Below are 16226 nucleotides of genomic sequence, written 5' to 3'. Positions count from 1 at the left end.
CGGGATTTGCGGTGCATTGACGGTTTGAATATGGCACAAGCGCGCAGGCAAGGCGCGGGCCGACCGGTTGACATCGGCCCGTATGCGGGGTTTGAGCGCCCACGACAGGAGACGCGGATGTTGATGACGGTAGTACAAGTGGCGCTGGGTGGCGCGATCGGGGCATCGGGGCGCTATCTGTCCGGCGTGGCGATCTTGCGGCTGATCGGGCCGCAACAGATCCCGTTGGGGGTGATCTTCGTCAATATCGTCGGCTCGTTTCTGATGGGCGCGCTGATCACCTTTCTGGGGCAGAAGGAACTGACCCACTGGAACGCCTTTCTGGCGACCGGTATTCTGGGCGGGTTCACCACCTTCTCCTCTTTCTCGCTGGAGACCTGGACGCTGATCGAGCGCGGAGAGACCGGTCTGGCGGGTGTCTATGTCGCGATTTCGCTGATCGCGTCTCTTCTTGGATTGATTTTCGGAGTGCATGTAATGCGCTGGGTGCTGGCATGAGCAAGGTTCAAAACATCAAAGTCGACGCGGATGGGGCAGAGATGCGGCTGGACCGCTTTCTCAAGAAGCGCTTCCCGCAGATCACACAGATCATGGTCGAAAAGCTCTGCCGCAAGGGGCAGATCCGCGTGGATGGCGGGCGGGTGAAACCGGCCCATCGTCTGGAAGAAGGGCAAGAGGTGCGCGTGCCGCCGCTGCCCGAGGAACGTCCCGAGCCGAAGATCGATGGCGCCGCGCGCGGGCCAATCACGCCCGAGCAGGAGAAGATGATCCAGTCCTGTGTGATCTGGAAAGACGAGCATATCATCGCTCTCAACAAGCCGCCGGGGCTGCCGTCGCAGGGTGGCTCGGGGCAGGGGCATGTCCATGTGGACGGCCTCGCTGAGGCGCTGATGTTCGGCTACAAGGAGCGCCCCAAGCTGGTGCACCGTCTGGATAAGGATACCTCGGGGGTGCTGCTGCTGGCGCGCACCGACCGCGTGGCGCGCCGCTTGTCCGAGGCCTTCCGCCGCAAGACCACCCGCAAGATCTACTGGGCTGCCGTGGCCGGTGCGCCGCAGCCGAAATTCGGCACCATCCGCTATGGTCTGGAAAAGCAGGGCGGGCACGGGCCGCATGGTGCGGGCGAGAAGATGATCTGCGTGCATCCGGCCAAGATGAACGAACATCCCGAGGCCAAGCGCGCCACCACCGATTATTTCACGCTGCATATCCTTGGGCAGCGCCTGTCATGGGTCGCGCTGGTGCCGATCACGGGGCGCACCCACCAGTTGCGTGCGCATATGGCCGAGCTGGGCAACCCGATCGTGGGGGATGGCAAATATGGCGGCTCGGGGCAGGACAATATGGGCGATGGCTGGGGGGCGCAGCTGGGCGGCGAAGTGTCGCGCAAACTGCATCTGCATGCCCGCCAGATCAGTTTCGACCACCCCATCACCGGCAAGCGCATCACCCTTCAGGCACCTCTGCCCGAGCATATGAAGCGGACATGGAAGCTCTTGGACTGGCACGAGAATGACGTGCCCGCCGATCCCTTCGAGGATATGATGTGATGCTGGCCATTTTCGACGTCGATGGCACGATATCGGACAGTCAGCACCATATCACCCATGCGATGGCGATGGGGTTCGAAGCCGTTGGGCTGACGCCGCTGCCGACATCCGAAGTGCTGTCGATCGTCGGGCTGTCCCTGCCCGAGGCGCTGGTGCGGCTGTTGCCCGAGGCCTCGCAGGAGATCCGCGATGCGGTGGTTGCGGGCTATAAAGCCAGTTACAAATCCGCCCGTGCCGCCAGTCCGGCCCCGCTTTATCCGGGCGCGCGGGAGCTGCTGGACCGTCTCCACCGGCGCGAGGATACCGTTCTGGCAGTGGCCACCGGAAAGTCGCGTCGCGGGTTGCGGGCGCTGGTGGAATATCACGGGCTGGAGACGCATTTCCAGTCGCTGCAATGCGCCGATGACCACCCGTCGAAGCCGCATCCCTCGATGGTCGAGGCGGCATTGCTCGAGACGGGGATGAGGGCGGATCAGGCGGTGATGATCGGCGATACCAGCTATGACATCCAGATGGGGCGGGCAGCGGGCGTCCGGACCATCGGTGTGTCCTGGGGCTATCATCCTGTCGAGGCGCTGCGCGAGGTGGGGGCCGACCGTATCGTGACGGATTTTGACGAGCTTGAGGAGCTTCTGGGCAATATGGCGGAGGCGCAAAAATGAGCACCTGGACTGCGAAACGTTTCTGGAAAGAGACCACCGTTACGGCGCAGGATAACGGCTTCGGCGTGGCGCTGGATGAGCGTGCGGTGAAAACCCCCGCCAAGGCACCGTTTGCCGTGCCAAGCCGCGCATTGGCGCAGGCGATCGCTGCGGAATGGGAGGCGCAGGAGGGCGAGATCCGGCCCGAAACCATGCCGCTGACCCGTGCTGCCAATGCCGCAATCGACAAGGTTGCCAGCCAGCATGCCGAAGTTGCGGCCTATATCGCCGAATATGGCGGCACCGATCTGCTGTGTTATCGTGCGACGACGCCCGCCGTTCTGGCCGAGCGTCAGGCGCAGGGCTGGGACCCGCTTCTGGCATGGGCCAAAGACCGTTTTGGGGTCGTGCTGAACGTGACACAGGGGCTTTTGCCGGTGGCGCAACCGGAGGCGGATCTGCAGGTTCTGCGTGCCCATGTGGCGGCTCTGACGCCTTTCCAGCTTTCGGCGCTGCATGATCTGGTCGGAATCACGGGGTCGTTGATTCTCGGGCTGGCGGTCATCGAGGGCCATCTGCAGGCAGAATCTGCCTTCACGCTTTCGCGGATCGACGAAAGCTTTCAGGCCGAAGAGTGGGGGCAGGACGAAGAGGCCCATCTTGCAGATATGGTCAAAAAACAGGCGCTACTGGATGCCGAGCGGTTTTGGCTTTTATTACATGGTAAATAAGCCTGTCTAAATGGCTAGGTTTTCGATTTCTTCCTGAGCATTTGCCTATTCGCTGAGCGATTTTCTTGGTTGAAAGTGGATTGGTCCCTTGACCTCCGCGCGGTAACTCGCTCACAATTCTGGCACTGGGGATAACCTCACAGTCTCTTGCGGAGACATGACCGGAAGAGAACCGCTTAAGAACCGCTCAAAAGAGTGGCAACTCAGGAAGAGGTAATAATGACTAAACTTGCACTTCTCGGCGCATTGGCCGCGACCGGTCTGACCGCCGGCATCGCGTCCGCTTCGACGCTGGATGATGTGAAGGCGCGCGGCACGCTCAACTGTGGCGTGAACTCGGGTCTGGTGGGCTTTGCAACGCCGGATGCGAATGGCAACTGGACCGGCTTCGACGTCGCGATCTGTAAAGCCGTTGCTGCCGCCGTTCTGGGCGATGCCAGCAAGGTCACCTATGTGCCGGTATCCAGCCAGAACCGTTTCACGGCGCTGAGCTCGGGCGAAATCGACCTGCTGTCGCGCAATACCACCTGGACCTTCTCGCGCGATGTCGACCTGAAACTCGATTTTGCGGGCGTGAACTATTATGACGGTCAGGGCTTCATGGTCCGCAAGGATCTGGGCGTGACCTCGGCCAAGGAACTTGATGGTGCGACCGTCTGTATCCAGACCGGCACCACCACCGAGCTGAACCTTGCCGATTATTTCAAAGCCAATGGCATGACCTATAATCCGGTTTCGGTCGACACCAACTCGGAAGGCGAACAGCAATTCCTCGCGGGGGCCTGTGACGCTTATACCACCGACGCGTCGGGTCTGGCTGCCACCCGTGCCGCTTTCGCCAATCCGGGCGATTACATCATCCTGCCGGAAATCATCTCCAAAGAGCCGCTTGGCCCGTCGGTGCGTCATGGCGATAACCAGTGGGGCGACATCGTCCGCTGGACGCTGAACGCGCTGATCGCCGCCGAGGAATACGGCATCACCTCGACCAATGCCGACGAGCTGGCCAGCTCGAGCGAGAATCCGGAAATCCGCCGGATTCTGGGTACCGAGGGCGATCTGGGCAAGATGTTCGGTCTGGACGCGGAATGGGCCAAGCGCGCCATCAAGGCGGGCGGCAACTATGGCGAGATCTTCGCGGCCACTATCGGTGAATCCACGCCGATCGGTCTGGCGCGCGGGCTGAACGCACAGTGGACCCAAGGCGGTCTGCTTTACGCGCCGCCCTTCCGCTAAGCACAACGCGAGAAGGGGCGCAGGGCAACCGTGCGCCCCTTTTCCATTCCAATAAAAACAAGCCTGCAGGCGAGGCAACGACCTCATTGGCGACCAATCCGCCGCTCTGCCGGATACAGGGGTATAACTCATGTCAAATGCGCATGATGGGCCGGAGCGTGGCTTCCGGCTCAGCGATCTCATATACGATACGCGCTACCGGTCTCTGACCATCCAGATCGTCACGTTGATCCTCGTGATGCTTGGCGTGCTCTGGCTCGTCGATAACGTGATCGCGAATTTCGCGCTGCTGGGCAAGGATTTCAATTTCAGCTTTCTGGGGCAGCGGGCGGGCTATGACATCGCCCAGACCCTGATCCCCTACAGCAATGACGACACCCATGCCCGCGCGGCGCTGGTGGGGCTGCTGAACACGCTCTGGGTCTCGTTCCTTGGCTGTGTGGCGGCCACCATCCTCGGCGTGGTCGTGGGGATCCTGCGGCTGTCGAAAAACTGGCTGATCTCGCGCCTGATGACGATCTATGTCGAAGCGTTCCGCAATGTGCCGGTGCTGCTCTGGATTCTGGTGGCTGTGGCCGTACTGACCGAATTGACGCCGTCGCCTGCGGCCTATCGCGGCGAGCATCCTGCGGCCTCGATGTTGCTGTTTGATACGGTGGCCTTCACCAATCGCGGCACCCATATTCCGGGGGTCGAATTTTCCCGCGGTCTGGGCGTGATCGATACACCGCTTGCGCCGATCTCTTTGAACTTCCTCGCCTTCGCCGCTGTGGTCTTGCTGTCGCTCTGGGCCAATCGCAAGCTGCGCGCCCATGCGGCCCGCGTGCAAAGCGCCACGGGTCTGCGTCCTGCGACATGGTGGAAATCGGCTCTGATCCTGTTCGTGCCTGCCATCGTCCTGCTGGCGGCGCTCGGCATGACACTGAACCCGCCTGTGCTCGAGCGGTTCAACTTTACCGGCGGGGTGGATGTGTCGAACGCGCTGGTCGCGCTGTGGCTGGGTCTGACGCTTTACACCGGTGCCTTCATCGCGGAAATCGTCCGTGCGGGCATCATGTCGGTGTCGCGCGGGCAGTCCGAGGCGGCATTTGCCCTCGGGCTGCGTCCGAGCCGCACGATGAAGCTGGTGATCCTGCCGCAGGCGCTGCGGGTGATCGTGCCGCCGCTGATCTCGCAATATCTCAACCTGACCAAGAACTCCTCGCTGGCGATTGCCGTGGGCTATATGGACCTGCGCGGAACGCTGGGCGGGATCACGATGAACCAGACCGGTCGCGAGATCGAGGCCATCCTGTTGATGATGCTGATCTATCTTGCTGTCTCGCTGGCCATTTCCGGCGTGATGAACCTCTATAACCGGTCTGTAAAGCTGAAGGAGCGGTGAGATGAGCGATACACATGCACAAACCGTGGCCTATGTGCGCGACACCATGTTGCCGCAGCAAGAGCCGCCTTCGGCCCAGTCCGGCGCGGTGAAATGGCTGCGCGAGAACCTGTTCTCCGGCTGGAGCAACACCGTCCTGACCCTTCTGGGGCTGGCCGTCGTCTATATGTTTGTCATGCATTTCTATGCGTGGTTTCTGCATGGCGTCTGGAATGCCGATAGCCTGTCGCAATGTCGCAAGATCATTGCCGATACATGGGGCGAGGGCGCGAACGGTGCCTGCTGGGCGGTGATCAAGCATCGCTGGAACCAGATCATCTTCGGCTTCTATCCGAGCGATCTCTACTGGCGTCCGACCCTGACCTTCGTGCTGCTTTTCGTCGCGATTGCGCCGGTGCTGTTCTCGCAGTTGCCGCGGATGCTGCTGGCCTTCTCGGCGGCCTATCCGCTGCTGGCCCTATGGCTGCTGTGGGGCGGCTCTCTCTGGCCGGTGATCATGATCGCCGTGGGCTTTGCGCTGGGGTTTGCCGCGCTGCGTCTGGTGACGCCGCTGAACAAGGTCTTGGCGGTGGCGGCGGCCATTGTGCTGCCGGTGCTGTTCTGGCTCTATGCCACCGATCCGGTCGATGCCGCGCTGTCCGCAGTGCTGCCCGTCGCCATCACGCCGGTAGGCTCGAACCAGTTCGGGGGCTTCCTGCTGGCCATCGTGATCGGGGCAGGGGGCATCGGCCTGTCGCTGCCCTTGGGGATCATGCTGGCGCTTGGCCGCCAGTCGAATATGTTCCTGATCAAGACGCTCTCGGTGATCTTCATCGAGTTCATCCGTGGCGTTCCGCTGATCACGCTGCTGTTCGTGGCCTCGACCCTGCTGAACTACTTCCTGCCGCCGGGCACCAGCTTCGACATCATCCTGCGGGTGATGATTCTGGTGACGCTCTTCTCTGCGGCCTATATTGCAGAGGTGATCCGTGGTGGTCTGGCAGCCTTGCCGCGTGGCCAATATGAGGCCGCCGATGCGCTGGGTCTGGATTACTGGAAAGCGCAACGGCTGATCATCCTGCCGCAGGCGCTGAAGATCTCGATCCCGGGTATCGTGTCGACCTTCATTGGCATGTTCAAGGATACGACGCTGGTGACCTTCGTGGGCCTCTATGATCCGCTGAAATCCATCCCCGATGCAATCCGCAACAACTTCGAATGGAAGGGCATCTACTGGGAACCCTTCATCTTCGTGGGGGTGATTTTCTTCCTCTTCAACTTCGGCATGTCGCGCTACTCGATGTATCTCGAGCGCAAGCTGAAACGTGACCACCGATAAGGAGGCCAGAGACAAATGGCTGATATGACTATGGCACCTGCTGCTAATCCGAAGGCTTCCGACGAGGTCGCAATCCGTATCGAGGGCATGAACAAGTGGTACGGCCAGTTCCACGTTCTGCGCGACATCAATCTGACCGTCACCCGTGGCGAGCGGATCGTGATCGCGGGGCCTTCGGGGTCGGGGAAATCCACCATGATCCGCTGCATCAACCGTCTGGAAGAACACCAGTCGGGCAAGATCATCGTGGATGGCACCGAGCTGACCAACGACCTCAAGAACATCGACAAGGTGCGCTCGGAAGTCGGGATGGTGTTCCAGCACTTCAATCTTTTCCCGCATCTGACGATTCTGGAAAACTGCACGCTGGCACCGATCTGGGTCCGCAAGATCCCGAAGAAGCAGGCGGAAGAAACCGCGATGCATTTCCTTGAAAAGGTGAAGATCCCCGATCAGGCCCATAAATATCCGGGCATGCTTTCGGGCGGCCAGCAGCAGCGTGTGGCGATTGCCCGCTCGCTGTGCATGATGCCGAAGATCATGCTGTTCGACGAGCCGACCTCGGCGCTTGACCCCGAGATGATCAAGGAGGTGCTCGACACCATGATCGAACTGGCGGAAGAGGGCATGACCATGCTCTGCGTGACCCACGAGATGGGCTTCGCGCAATCCGTGGCTGACCGCGTGATCTTCATGGCCGATGGTCAGATCGTGGAGCAGAATAACCCGCATGACTTCTTCCACAACCCGCAGTCGGAACGCACCAAGCAGTTCCTGAGCCAGATCCTCAATCACTGAGACTGGCGTCGGTTAGGGCGCGGAGGGGGCATCGCCCCCGACCGGATCGGCTTGGGGTTCAATGCCCCAGGCCGATCCGGCCCCCATTGTCGGATACCCTCAGGGCCGTGGGGCGCGTTCCCATCGGCCCTTTTCCATGCCCTTGCTCATGGCAGCAGGCGGCAGGCGCCGCGGGTAAATCCATCTCGGTCGGGCAACCGCCTGAAAGAAAAGCGCCCCGAAACCTGCCGAAGCCGCCAGCGACAGAGGCTTCGGCCTGCAGGCCCGAAGAGGTCACCGCAGAGTTGATATGGCAGCTTAGCCGCGGCGGCTGGGGGTGAAGAAATCGATCACCGACCCGCTGCCCGGTTTCAGCTCGGCCCAGCTATCGATCTGGAAATCCACCACCAGCGTTGCACAGGTCACATAGCGGCGGAAATCCGAGGAGAGCGGCACCCGCGCGGGCAGGCTCGCAGCAAAATCCGCGATGCCGGGATTATGTGCCAGCATCATGACCGTCGGCATATGTGCCTGCCGGAGCGTGGCCAGTAGCTGTGCGGCATTGGCCTGATAGAGTTCGGGGATGAAATGTTCGGCTGGCAGGCTCTCCAGAACCGCGCCTTTGACCCGCGCCCATGTCTCTTTTGTGCGCGCCGCAGGCGAACAAAGCACTTCTTCCGGCTCCAACCCGCGCGAGGCCAGAAAATCCCCCAGCTCGGTTGCCGCAAAGCGGCCTCGCTGATTGAGGGGCCGGTCAAAATCATCTTGGGTCGGGTCGTCCCAGCTGGACTTGGCATGTCGCGTCAGGATCAGGCGGCGATACCCGGCAGGAGTCGTCATAAGGCAAGCCCTTCTGTCTAAGGTGAAATTGTGATCACTTGGCAGTCCGGATCACAGGCTCACTGTGCCAAGCCTGCCCTGATGCGGCAAGCCCCCTCGGAAGGGAGCTTGCGATTTCCGTCGCGGCGCGTCAGGCCGTTTGCGGCTTTACGCGCGGCGTGCTGGAGCGGATCATCGATCCGGCGCCGCCTTCGGTAAACAGCTCCAGCAGGCAGGCATTGTCCACACGTCCGTCAAGGATCACCACCGCGCGCACGCCCGCCTCGACCGCCGCAAGCGCGGTTTCGGTCTTGGGGATCATCCCGCCCGCGATCGTGCCATCGGCGATCATGGCCCGCACTTCCTCGGGGGTCATCTGCGTGACGACCTCACCGGCCTTGTTTTTCACGCCTTTCACATCGGTCAGCAGAAGCAGGCGGTCGGCCTTCAGCGCGCCAGCAATGGCACCGGCTGCGGTATCGCCATTCACGTTGAAGGTCTCGTTATCCTTCATGCCGGTGGCAACAGGGGCGATCACCGGAATGATGCCCGCATTATACAGATCGCGGATCACCTGCACATTCATCTCGACGGGGCGGCCCACAAACCCCAACTCGGGGTCATCGGCCTCGCAGACCATCAGGTCGTCATCCTTGCCGGAGATCCCTACGGCACGGCCGCCCTCATCCATGATCGCCTGAACGATGCGCTTGTTCACAAGGCCGGTCAGCACCATCTCGACCACTTCGACCGTGGCCTTGTCGGTGACACGCTTGCCGCGCAGCCAATCGGATTTGATGCCCAGCTTGTCGAGCATCTCGTTGATCATCGGACCACCGCCATGCACCACCACGGGGTTCACGCCGACCTGTCGCATCAGCACGATGTCGCGGGCGAATTGCGCCATGGCGTCATCATCGCCCATGGCGTTGCCGCCAAATTTCACAACGACGACGGCTCCGGAATAGCGCTGCAGATAGGGCAGGGCTTCGGAAAGGGTGCGGGCGGCGGCGGGCCAGTCTTGTTTCATGGTCTGGGGTCTCATGCGCTGTCTCCGTGAAGATGAACCTTGTTAGGACGTTCTGCGCGAAGTGTGAAGAGCATGCGACAGAACGTGAGGCCTTGCGGTTCCCGACAGAACTACTAGGTCTTGTCTGTATCTATCAGGAGAGTCGTATCATGGACGAACGCAAGGTGATCCTACTGACCGGAGCCAGCCGCGGGATCGGCCATGCCACCGTGAAACGGTTCGACCGCGAAGGCTGGCGGGTGCTGACCTGCTCGCGGCAGCCTTTCGACCCGCGTTGTCCCTGGGGCGGCGAGGATGACCATATCCAGCTGGATCTGGCCGACCCCCAGCAGACGATGAATGCCATTGCCGAAATCCATAACCGTCTCGATGGCAAGCTACATGCGCTGGTCAATAATGCGGGGATCTCACCCAAAACCAAAGAGGGCGGGCGGCTTTCCGCGCTGGAAACCGATCTGCGGACATGGGGGCAGGTGTTCCATGTGAATTTCTTCGCCTCCATCGTGCTGGCACGCGGGCTGAAGGAGGAACTCTGCGCGGCGAAAGGCTCGGTGGTCAATGTGACCTCGATCGTGGGTTCGCGGGTGCATCCTTTTGCGGGGGCGGCCTATGCCACGTCCAAAGCAGCCCTCAAGGCGCTGACCCGTGAAATGGCCCATGATTTCGGGCCTCTAGGGGTGCGTGTCAATGCCATCGCCCCGGGCGAGATCGAGACCTCGATCCTGTCGCCCGGCACCGAGAAAATCGTCGAGAATATCCCGATGCGCCGTCTGGGCCAGCCTTCCGAAGTGGCCGATCTGATCTATTATCTCTGTTCGGATGCCTCAAGCTATGTCACCGGTACCGAGATCGAGGTCAATGGCGGCCAACACGTCTGAACAGGGTGCCCGAAGCCGCCCAAAGGGGCGGTCTTCGCGAGGCGCAAGGGGCTCGATGCCCCGATGCGCCGAGGCCCCCAGAAACAATCACCAATGCGGGGGGCGCTGGTCGGCCAGAGGAATCGCGCTGCTGTCGTCATATTCGCGCTGCGCCTCGCGCTCCAGAAGCATCGACACCCGATGCTCCAGCTTGGTGATCTGCCCGTCCTGACGCGCCACCACATCCGACAGGTCCTCGACCATGCGGGTCAGATGGGCCAGTTTCTCTTCCAGTTGCGTGCTGCGATCCATTCCGCTCTCCACTGCCAAGGGTGGCCGAGCCACCCGAAAGGTCTGGCGCGCTTATGCCATGCTTGCGCTCAAAGGGAAATCATCATTCCAACCGCCCCCCAAAGCCTTGCCCCCTTTGGCGCAAGCCGCTATTGCCTTGGCCACAACCAGTATTGGGAAAGACCATGGCCAAGCAGAAGAAACAGCCCCGCCCCAAGGCCGAAGCGCCGAAAGGCTTCCGCGATTACTTCGGTTCGGAAGTGACCGAGCGTCAGGAAATGCTCGCAACCATTGCCGAGGTCTATCGTTCTCATGGGTTCGACCCGCTGGAAACCTCGGCTGTGGAAACCGTCGAGGCGCTTGGCAAATTCCTTCCCGATGTGGACCGCCCCAATGCCGGTGTTTTCGCGTGGCAGGAAGAAGACGACGGCAAATGGCTGGCGCTGCGCTATGATATGACCGCCCCCTTGGCGCGGGTCGCGGCGCAGTTCCGCAATGACCTGCCCAGCCCCTATCGCCGCTATACGATGGGCCCCGTCTGGCGCAATGAAAAACCCGGTCCGGGCCGGTTCCGCCAGTTCTATCAATGCGATGCCGATACGGTTGGTTCGGGCACCGTGGCCGCCGATGCCGAGATCTGCGGCATGCTCTCCACCGCGCTCGAGGCCGTGGGCATCCCGCGCGGCGACTACCTTGTGCGCGTGAATAACCGCAAGGTGCTGAATGGCGTGATGGAGGTCGCGGGCGTGCTGGACCCGTCTGATCCGACCCGTTTCGAGGAAGAGCGCGGCACCGTCCTGCGCGCCATCGACAAATTCGACAAATTCGGCGAAGAGGGCGTGCGCCTTCTGATGGGGCCGGGGCGTCTGGACGAGTCGGGCGATTTCACCAAAGGCGCAGGCCTGACCCCCGAGCAATGCGATATCGTGATGGGCTTCATGTCCGCCAAACGCGCGACCGGCACGGCCACGGCGGCGCGTCTGCGCGAATTGGTCGGCGGCTCGCTGATCGGGGCCGAAGGGGTGAATGAACTCGAACAGATCGCGGAACTGCTGGATATTCAGGGCTTTGGCTCGGACCGCATCGAGATTGATCCGTCCGTCGTGCGTGGTCTTGGCTATTACACCGGCCCCGTTTTTGAAGCCGAACTGACCTTTGAAATTCTTGACGAAAAGGGCCGCAAGCGCCAGTTCGGCTCGGTCTCGGGCGGCGGACGCTATGATGATCTGGTGAAACGCTTCACCGGCCAAGAGGTGCCTGCGACGGGTGTCTCGATTGGCGTGGACCGTCTGCTGGCCGCGCTGCGAGCCAAGGGCCGGATCGGTGCCAGCCACCAAGGCCCCGTGGTCATCACCGTGATGGACCGCGACCGGATGGGCGAATACCAGCTGATGGCCGCCGAGCTGCGCGCCGCCGGTATCCGCGCCGAGGTCTATCTGGGTAATCCCAAAAACTTTGGTAACCAGCTGAAATACGCAGATAAACGCGAAAGCCCTGTGGCGGTGATCCAAGGCTCGGATGAGGCGGATCGCGGCGTGCTGCAGCTTAAGGATCTGGTTCTGGGCGCGAAGCTTGCGCAGGAAGCCAGCCTTGAGGAATGGAAATCGCAACCCGCTCAGGTCGAGGTCTCGCGCGCCGATCTGGTGGCCGAGACGCGTAAGATGCTGGCCCGCTACGAGGTGAAATGATGGCGACCAAGACCGAGGCCCGCGCCACCGGCCAGCGCATCCTGCAATCTTTCCTCTCGGCAGGGGCGCAAGAGATCCAGCCCGATATCCTGCAACCCGCCGAAGTGCTTCTGGACCTTTACGGCGAGGATATCCGCGCCCGCGCCTATGTCACCCATGATCCGGGTCAGGGCGAGATGATGCTGCGCCCCGATTTCACCGTGCCCGTGGTGCAGGCGCATATGGCAGGCGGTGCCGAGCCTGCGCGCTATTGCTATCTGGGAGAGGTTTTCCGCCGTCAGGATCATCTTGGCTCCGCCCGTGCGGTGGAATACCAGCAGGTGGGCTATGAGGTCTTCGACCGCGAGGACCCCGAGACCGCCGATGCCGAGGTGTTTGCGCTGTTCAACGGGCTTCTGTCGCGGCTGGGTCTGACCGCCACCATCGGTGATTTCGGGATTCTGCGCGCGGCGGTGGATGGGCTTGATACGATGCCCGCCCGCAAGGCGGCGCTTTCGCGTCATATCTGGCGGCCCGCGCGGTTCCAGAAACTGCTTCAGCGTTATGCGGGGCTTGTGCCCGTGCCCGAGACGCGTCGCGAGACGCTGGGTGGCATGCGCTCGGAAGCGCCGTGGATCGGCTTGCGGTCTTCGGGCGAGATGGAGCTGCGGATTTCCGTGCTGAAGGAAGAGGCCGAGGCCGCGCCGATTTCGCGGTCCGATGTGGAGAAGCTCGATGCGCTGTTTGCGCTGAACTGCGCCGCCGCGGATGCGCCTGCCGCACTGCGGGCTTTGGACATTCCGGCGATTGCTCCGGCGATCGAGCGGTTGGAGAACCGTCTGGCCGCCCTCAAGGCCCGCCGGATTGATCTGGGTGCCTTGCGCTTTGACGCAAGCCACGGGCGTTCCACGATGGAATATTACGACGGCTTCGTGTTCAGCTTTGCCACCGAGAACCCCGATATGCCGCCTGTAGCCACCGGCGGGCGCTATGATGCGCTGACCCGCATTCTGGGGCAGGGTGCCGAGATTCCGGCCGTGGGCGGCGTCATCCGTCCGGGCGTATTGGCAGATCTGGAGGCAGGCCGATGAGCATGATCAAGCTGGGTGTGCCGTCCAAGGGGCGGCTGATGGAAAAGACCTTTGCGTGGTTCGCGGAACGCGGCGTAACGCTGAAGCGCACGGGGTCCGACCGTGAGTATGCGGGTGCTGTGGAAGGGGCCGAGGGCGTGGAGCTGGTGCTGCTGTCGGCCTCCGAGATCCCGCGTGAACTGGCGGCAGGGCGCATCCATCTGGGCGTCACGGGGTCCGATCTGGTGCGTGACAAGCTGGTCGATTGGAACAAGCAGGTGGTCGATCTGGCACCGATGGGCTTTGGCCATGCCGATCTGATCATCGCTGTGCCCGATTGCTGGGCCGATGTCGATACGCTGGAAGACCTTGATGCGGTGGCCCATGCTTTCCGCGTGACCCACGGCATGCGGCTGCGGATTGCCACCAAATATCACCGTCTGGTGCGCGAATTCCTGACCCGTGAGGGCGTGGCGGATTATCAGCTCGTCGATAGCCAAGGCGCGACCGAGGGCACGGTGAAGAACCTCACCGCCGAGGCGATCGCCGATATCACCTCCTCGGGCGAAACGCTGCGGGCCAATCACCTGAAGATCCTGTCGGACGGCATGATCCATCAGTCGCAGGCGACGCTCTTTGCCTCCCGCTCGGCGGACTGGGGTTCGGTTTCTGACAATTTCGCCCGCTTTGCGGCGCAGCTACAGGTCGAGACGCAGGATCTGTGACAGGAAAGGCGCCCTAGGGCGCCTTTTTCAATAGCCGCGTGTCCGGTTGACCTGATGCAGCAGGGGCTGTCCTGCCTCGGCCCGTGCGATGTTCTCGGCCACCATTTTTGACGCCGTCTCTGGGCGGGTAGCAGCGGCGATATGCGGGGTCACGGTCACGCGGGGATGCGCCCAGAAGGGATGCGCCTCGGGCAGGGGTTCTTGCCGGAAGACATCCAGCACCGCATGGCCGATCTGCCCTGCATCCAGCGCGGCCAGAAGGGCGTCGTCCACCAGCACCGTGCCGCGTCCGGGGTTCAGGATCACCGCCCCCTCGGGCAGAAGTGCCAGACGCGCGGCATCCAGCAGATTGGTGGTCTCGGGCGTTTGCGGCAGGATCGTCACCAGCACCTCGGCGCTGGAGAGCGCCTGCGTCAGACCCGCCTCGCCATGCAGGCAGGTGAGGCCGTCAAGGGCCCTGGCACTGCGGCTCCAGCCGGTCACATCAAAGCCCACCTGCGCCAGCATTCTTGCACAGGCCTGCCCCAAAGCCCCCAAGCCCAGAACGGTCACTTTGCGGTCTGATGCCAGAGGGGCCGCACGGTCATTGCGCCAGACGCCATCCTGATGGGCACCAAAGAAGCCCAAGCCCAGATGGTGGTGCATCACATGGCCCAGCACCCATTCCACCATACCCTTTTCCAGCCCCTCATCGACCATCCGGCACAAGGGCTGGGTAAGAGTGGTATTGCCCACGATCTTCTCGACCCCCGCCCAAAGCGATAGCACGGCGCGGGCCTTGGTATAGGGGCTGAAGTCCTGCAAAGGGCCTGCGGGCGCATAGACGATATACTCCACCAGCGCAGGGTCCAGCCCTTCGTGATAGGGGATGAGCTCGGCGTGGAGGCCCTTGTCCTGCAAGGCTTTCGGAAGGCAGTGGCGGTAATCGTGCCAGTCGTCTTCGGTGGCGGCAAAGAGGATACGGGGCATGAAAGGCTCCTATCGGGGGCGATGGATATGGGCGCTTTGCACAAGGCCGAAGGCGGCAAGCAGGATCATCATCGCGGTTCCGCCATAAGATACAAGCGGAAGCGGCACACCCACCACCGGCATCAGCCCCATCACCATCGCCATATTGATGGCGAAGAACAGGAAGAAGGTGCCTGCGATCCCCAATGTCAGCAAGGAGGAGAACCTGTCCTTGTTCCGCAAGGCCGAATGCACCGAAAAACCGATGATCCCCGCATAAAGGCATAGCAGGGAGAAAGCACCGACAAAGCCGAATTCCTCGGCCAGTGTGGTGAAGATAAAGTCGGTATGTTTCTCGGGCAGGAAGTTCAGCCGCGATTGCGTGCCCTGCATATAGCCGCGCCCGTGCAGCCCGCCCGACCCCAGCGCGATCTGGGCCTGCATGATATTATAGCCCGCCCCCAGAGGGTCGGCACCCGGATCAAGGAAGGTGTCGATGCGTTTATACTGGTAGTCATGCAGAAGCTGCCAGTCGGTGCCGCGGCTTTCCATGACGGTAAAGACAAGAGCGCAGACAAGGGCGATAACCGTGCCGAAATACCAAAGGCTGACACCGGCGCAGAACATCACCAGCCCGCCCCCCGCAACCAGCAGGACGGCGGTGCCCAGATCGGGTTGGGTCAGCACCAGAAAGGTGGGCAACAGGATCAGGATCACGGGGATCAGCACCCAGATCGGGCGCGACACCTTCTTGACGTCCAACCAGTCATAATAGGCCGCCAACAGCATCACAGCGGCGATCTTCATCAACTCGGAAGGCTGGATACGGACCGGCCCGATTTCCAGCCAGCGCTGCGCCCCCATGCCGATCGCCCCGAACAGCTCCACCGCCAGAAGCAGCAGCAGTGCCACCAGATAGATCAGCGCCGAGACATTGCGCCAGAACCAGATCGGCGTGAAGCCCACGATGAACATCGCCGCGATGCCGATGCCGAAACGTTCCATCTGCGGCTCGGCCCATGTGTGGATATCCCCGCCCGCCACGGAATAAAGCATCAGAAAGCCCACCGAAGCGACCGCCGAAAGCAGGATCACCAGCGGCCAGTTGATGAACAGGATCTTGCGCAGACCCGTGGGGACGGTTTTGAGATTGGATTCAAGATAGCTCATGCAATGGTCCTC

Annotated in this window: 17 protein-coding genes; 12 read left to right on the top strand and 5 right to left on the bottom strand. The window is 61.9% G+C overall.

Annotated elements, in window-relative coordinates; genetic code table 11:
- Positions 1 to 123: 123 nt before the first annotated feature.
- The 8 genes from crcB (at position 124) to RPE78_RS03185 (ending at position 7658) form a co-directional block, all read left to right on the top strand.
- A complete protein-coding gene (gene crcB / locus RPE78_RS03220; protein ID WP_339108059.1) occupies positions 124 to 498 on the top strand; it encodes a fluoride efflux transporter CrcB in 375 nt (124 codons plus the stop codon).
- A complete protein-coding gene (locus tag RPE78_RS03215; RefSeq protein ID WP_339108058.1) occupies positions 495 to 1550 on the top strand; it encodes an RluA family pseudouridine synthase in 1056 nt (351 codons plus the stop codon). The genes crcB and RPE78_RS03215 overlap by 4 nt, the downstream gene beginning before the upstream one ends.
- Entirely contained in the window at positions 1550 to 2212 is a 663-nt protein-coding gene (locus tag RPE78_RS03210) for an HAD-IA family hydrolase (RefSeq protein WP_339108057.1), read from the top strand. Before RPE78_RS03215 ends, RPE78_RS03210 begins: the two co-directional genes overlap by 1 nt.
- Entirely contained in the window at positions 2209 to 2922 is a 714-nt protein-coding gene (locus RPE78_RS03205) for an ATP12 family chaperone protein (RefSeq protein WP_406721229.1), read from the top strand. Before RPE78_RS03210 ends, RPE78_RS03205 begins: the two co-directional genes overlap by 4 nt.
- A gap of 219 nt (positions 2923 to 3141) precedes the next feature.
- Complete coding sequence (locus tag RPE78_RS03200) at positions 3142 to 4158, top strand: amino acid ABC transporter substrate-binding protein (RefSeq protein ID WP_406721228.1); 1017 nt, start codon at positions 3142 to 3144, stop codon at positions 4156 to 4158.
- A 130-nt stretch (positions 4159 to 4288) separates the two neighbouring features.
- Complete coding sequence (locus RPE78_RS03195; RefSeq protein WP_406721227.1) at positions 4289 to 5542, top strand: amino acid ABC transporter permease; 1254 nt, start codon at positions 4289 to 4291, stop codon at positions 5540 to 5542.
- Between the two features lies 1 nt (position 5543).
- Positions 5544 to 6860 (top strand): amino acid ABC transporter permease, encoded by a 1317-nt coding sequence (locus tag RPE78_RS03190; RefSeq protein WP_406721226.1) that lies wholly within the window; start codon positions 5544 to 5546, stop codon positions 6858 to 6860.
- A gap of 15 nt (positions 6861 to 6875) precedes the next feature.
- The gene (locus RPE78_RS03185) at positions 6876 to 7658 is read left to right on the top strand and encodes an amino acid ABC transporter ATP-binding protein (RefSeq protein WP_339108052.1); all 783 of its coding nucleotides are present in this window, start codon (positions 6876 to 6878) and stop codon (positions 7656 to 7658) included.
- Between the two features lie 297 nt (positions 7659 to 7955).
- Here the strand turns inward: RPE78_RS03185 and RPE78_RS03180 are convergent, their stop codons facing one another.
- Positions 7956 to 8477: a histidine phosphatase family protein gene (locus RPE78_RS03180; protein ID WP_339108051.1), complete on the bottom strand. Its 522-nt coding sequence runs from the start codon at positions 8475 to 8477 to the stop codon at positions 7956 to 7958.
- 130 nt (positions 8478 to 8607) lie between these two features.
- Positions 8608 to 9501 (bottom strand): acetylglutamate kinase, encoded by an 894-nt coding sequence (gene argB, locus RPE78_RS03175; RefSeq protein ID WP_406721225.1) that lies wholly within the window; start codon positions 9499 to 9501, stop codon positions 8608 to 8610.
- Positions 9502 to 9635: 134 nt separating this feature from the next.
- Between argB and RPE78_RS03170 the strand changes: the two genes are divergently transcribed.
- Positions 9636 to 10364, top strand: a complete 729-nt coding sequence (locus RPE78_RS03170; RefSeq protein WP_339108050.1) for an SDR family oxidoreductase — start codon at positions 9636 to 9638, stop codon at positions 10362 to 10364.
- 87 nt (positions 10365 to 10451) lie between these two features.
- Here RPE78_RS03170 and RPE78_RS03165 read toward each other — a convergent pair whose 3' ends face one another.
- The gene (locus RPE78_RS03165; protein WP_339108049.1) at positions 10452 to 10655 is read right to left on the bottom strand and encodes a SlyX family protein; all 204 of its coding nucleotides are present in this window, start codon (positions 10653 to 10655) and stop codon (positions 10452 to 10454) included.
- Positions 10656 to 10819: 164 nt separating this feature from the next.
- Between RPE78_RS03165 and hisS the strand changes: the two genes are divergently transcribed.
- The 3 genes from hisS to hisG are packed head-to-tail and all read left to right on the top strand — an operon-like array spanning position 10820 to position 14096.
- On the top strand, positions 10820 to 12322 hold the full coding sequence (gene hisS / locus RPE78_RS03160; RefSeq protein WP_406721224.1) for a histidine--tRNA ligase: 1503 nt from the start codon (positions 10820 to 10822) through the stop codon (positions 12320 to 12322).
- Positions 12322 to 13392: an ATP phosphoribosyltransferase regulatory subunit gene (locus RPE78_RS03155; RefSeq protein WP_406721612.1), complete on the top strand. Its 1071-nt coding sequence runs from the start codon at positions 12322 to 12324 to the stop codon at positions 13390 to 13392. The genes hisS and RPE78_RS03155 overlap by 1 nt, the downstream gene beginning before the upstream one ends.
- Positions 13389 to 14096, top strand: coding sequence for an ATP phosphoribosyltransferase (hisG, locus tag RPE78_RS03150; protein WP_406721223.1), 708 nt, complete (start codon positions 13389 to 13391; stop codon positions 14094 to 14096). The genes RPE78_RS03155 and hisG overlap by 4 nt, the downstream gene beginning before the upstream one ends.
- Before the next feature lie 27 nt (positions 14097 to 14123).
- On the opposite strand, the gene RPE78_RS03145 is transcribed toward hisG, so the two are convergent.
- Positions 14124 to 15065 carry a 2-hydroxyacid dehydrogenase gene (locus RPE78_RS03145; protein WP_406721222.1) on the bottom strand — a complete coding sequence of 314 codons (942 nt, stop codon included), beginning with the start codon at positions 15063 to 15065 and terminating at the stop codon, positions 14124 to 14126.
- Positions 15066 to 15074: 9 nt separating this feature from the next.
- Positions 15075 to 16214 (bottom strand): rod shape-determining protein RodA, encoded by a 1140-nt coding sequence (rodA, locus tag RPE78_RS03140; protein ID WP_339108044.1) that lies wholly within the window; start codon positions 16212 to 16214, stop codon positions 15075 to 15077.
- Positions 16215 to 16226: the final 12 nt, after the last annotated feature.

Source organism: Thioclava litoralis (assembly GCF_045278885.1).
Taxonomy (GTDB): domain Bacteria; phylum Pseudomonadota; class Alphaproteobacteria; order Rhodobacterales; family Rhodobacteraceae; genus Thioclava; species Thioclava litoralis.
This window is presented reverse-complemented; position numbering and strand designations above follow the sequence as displayed.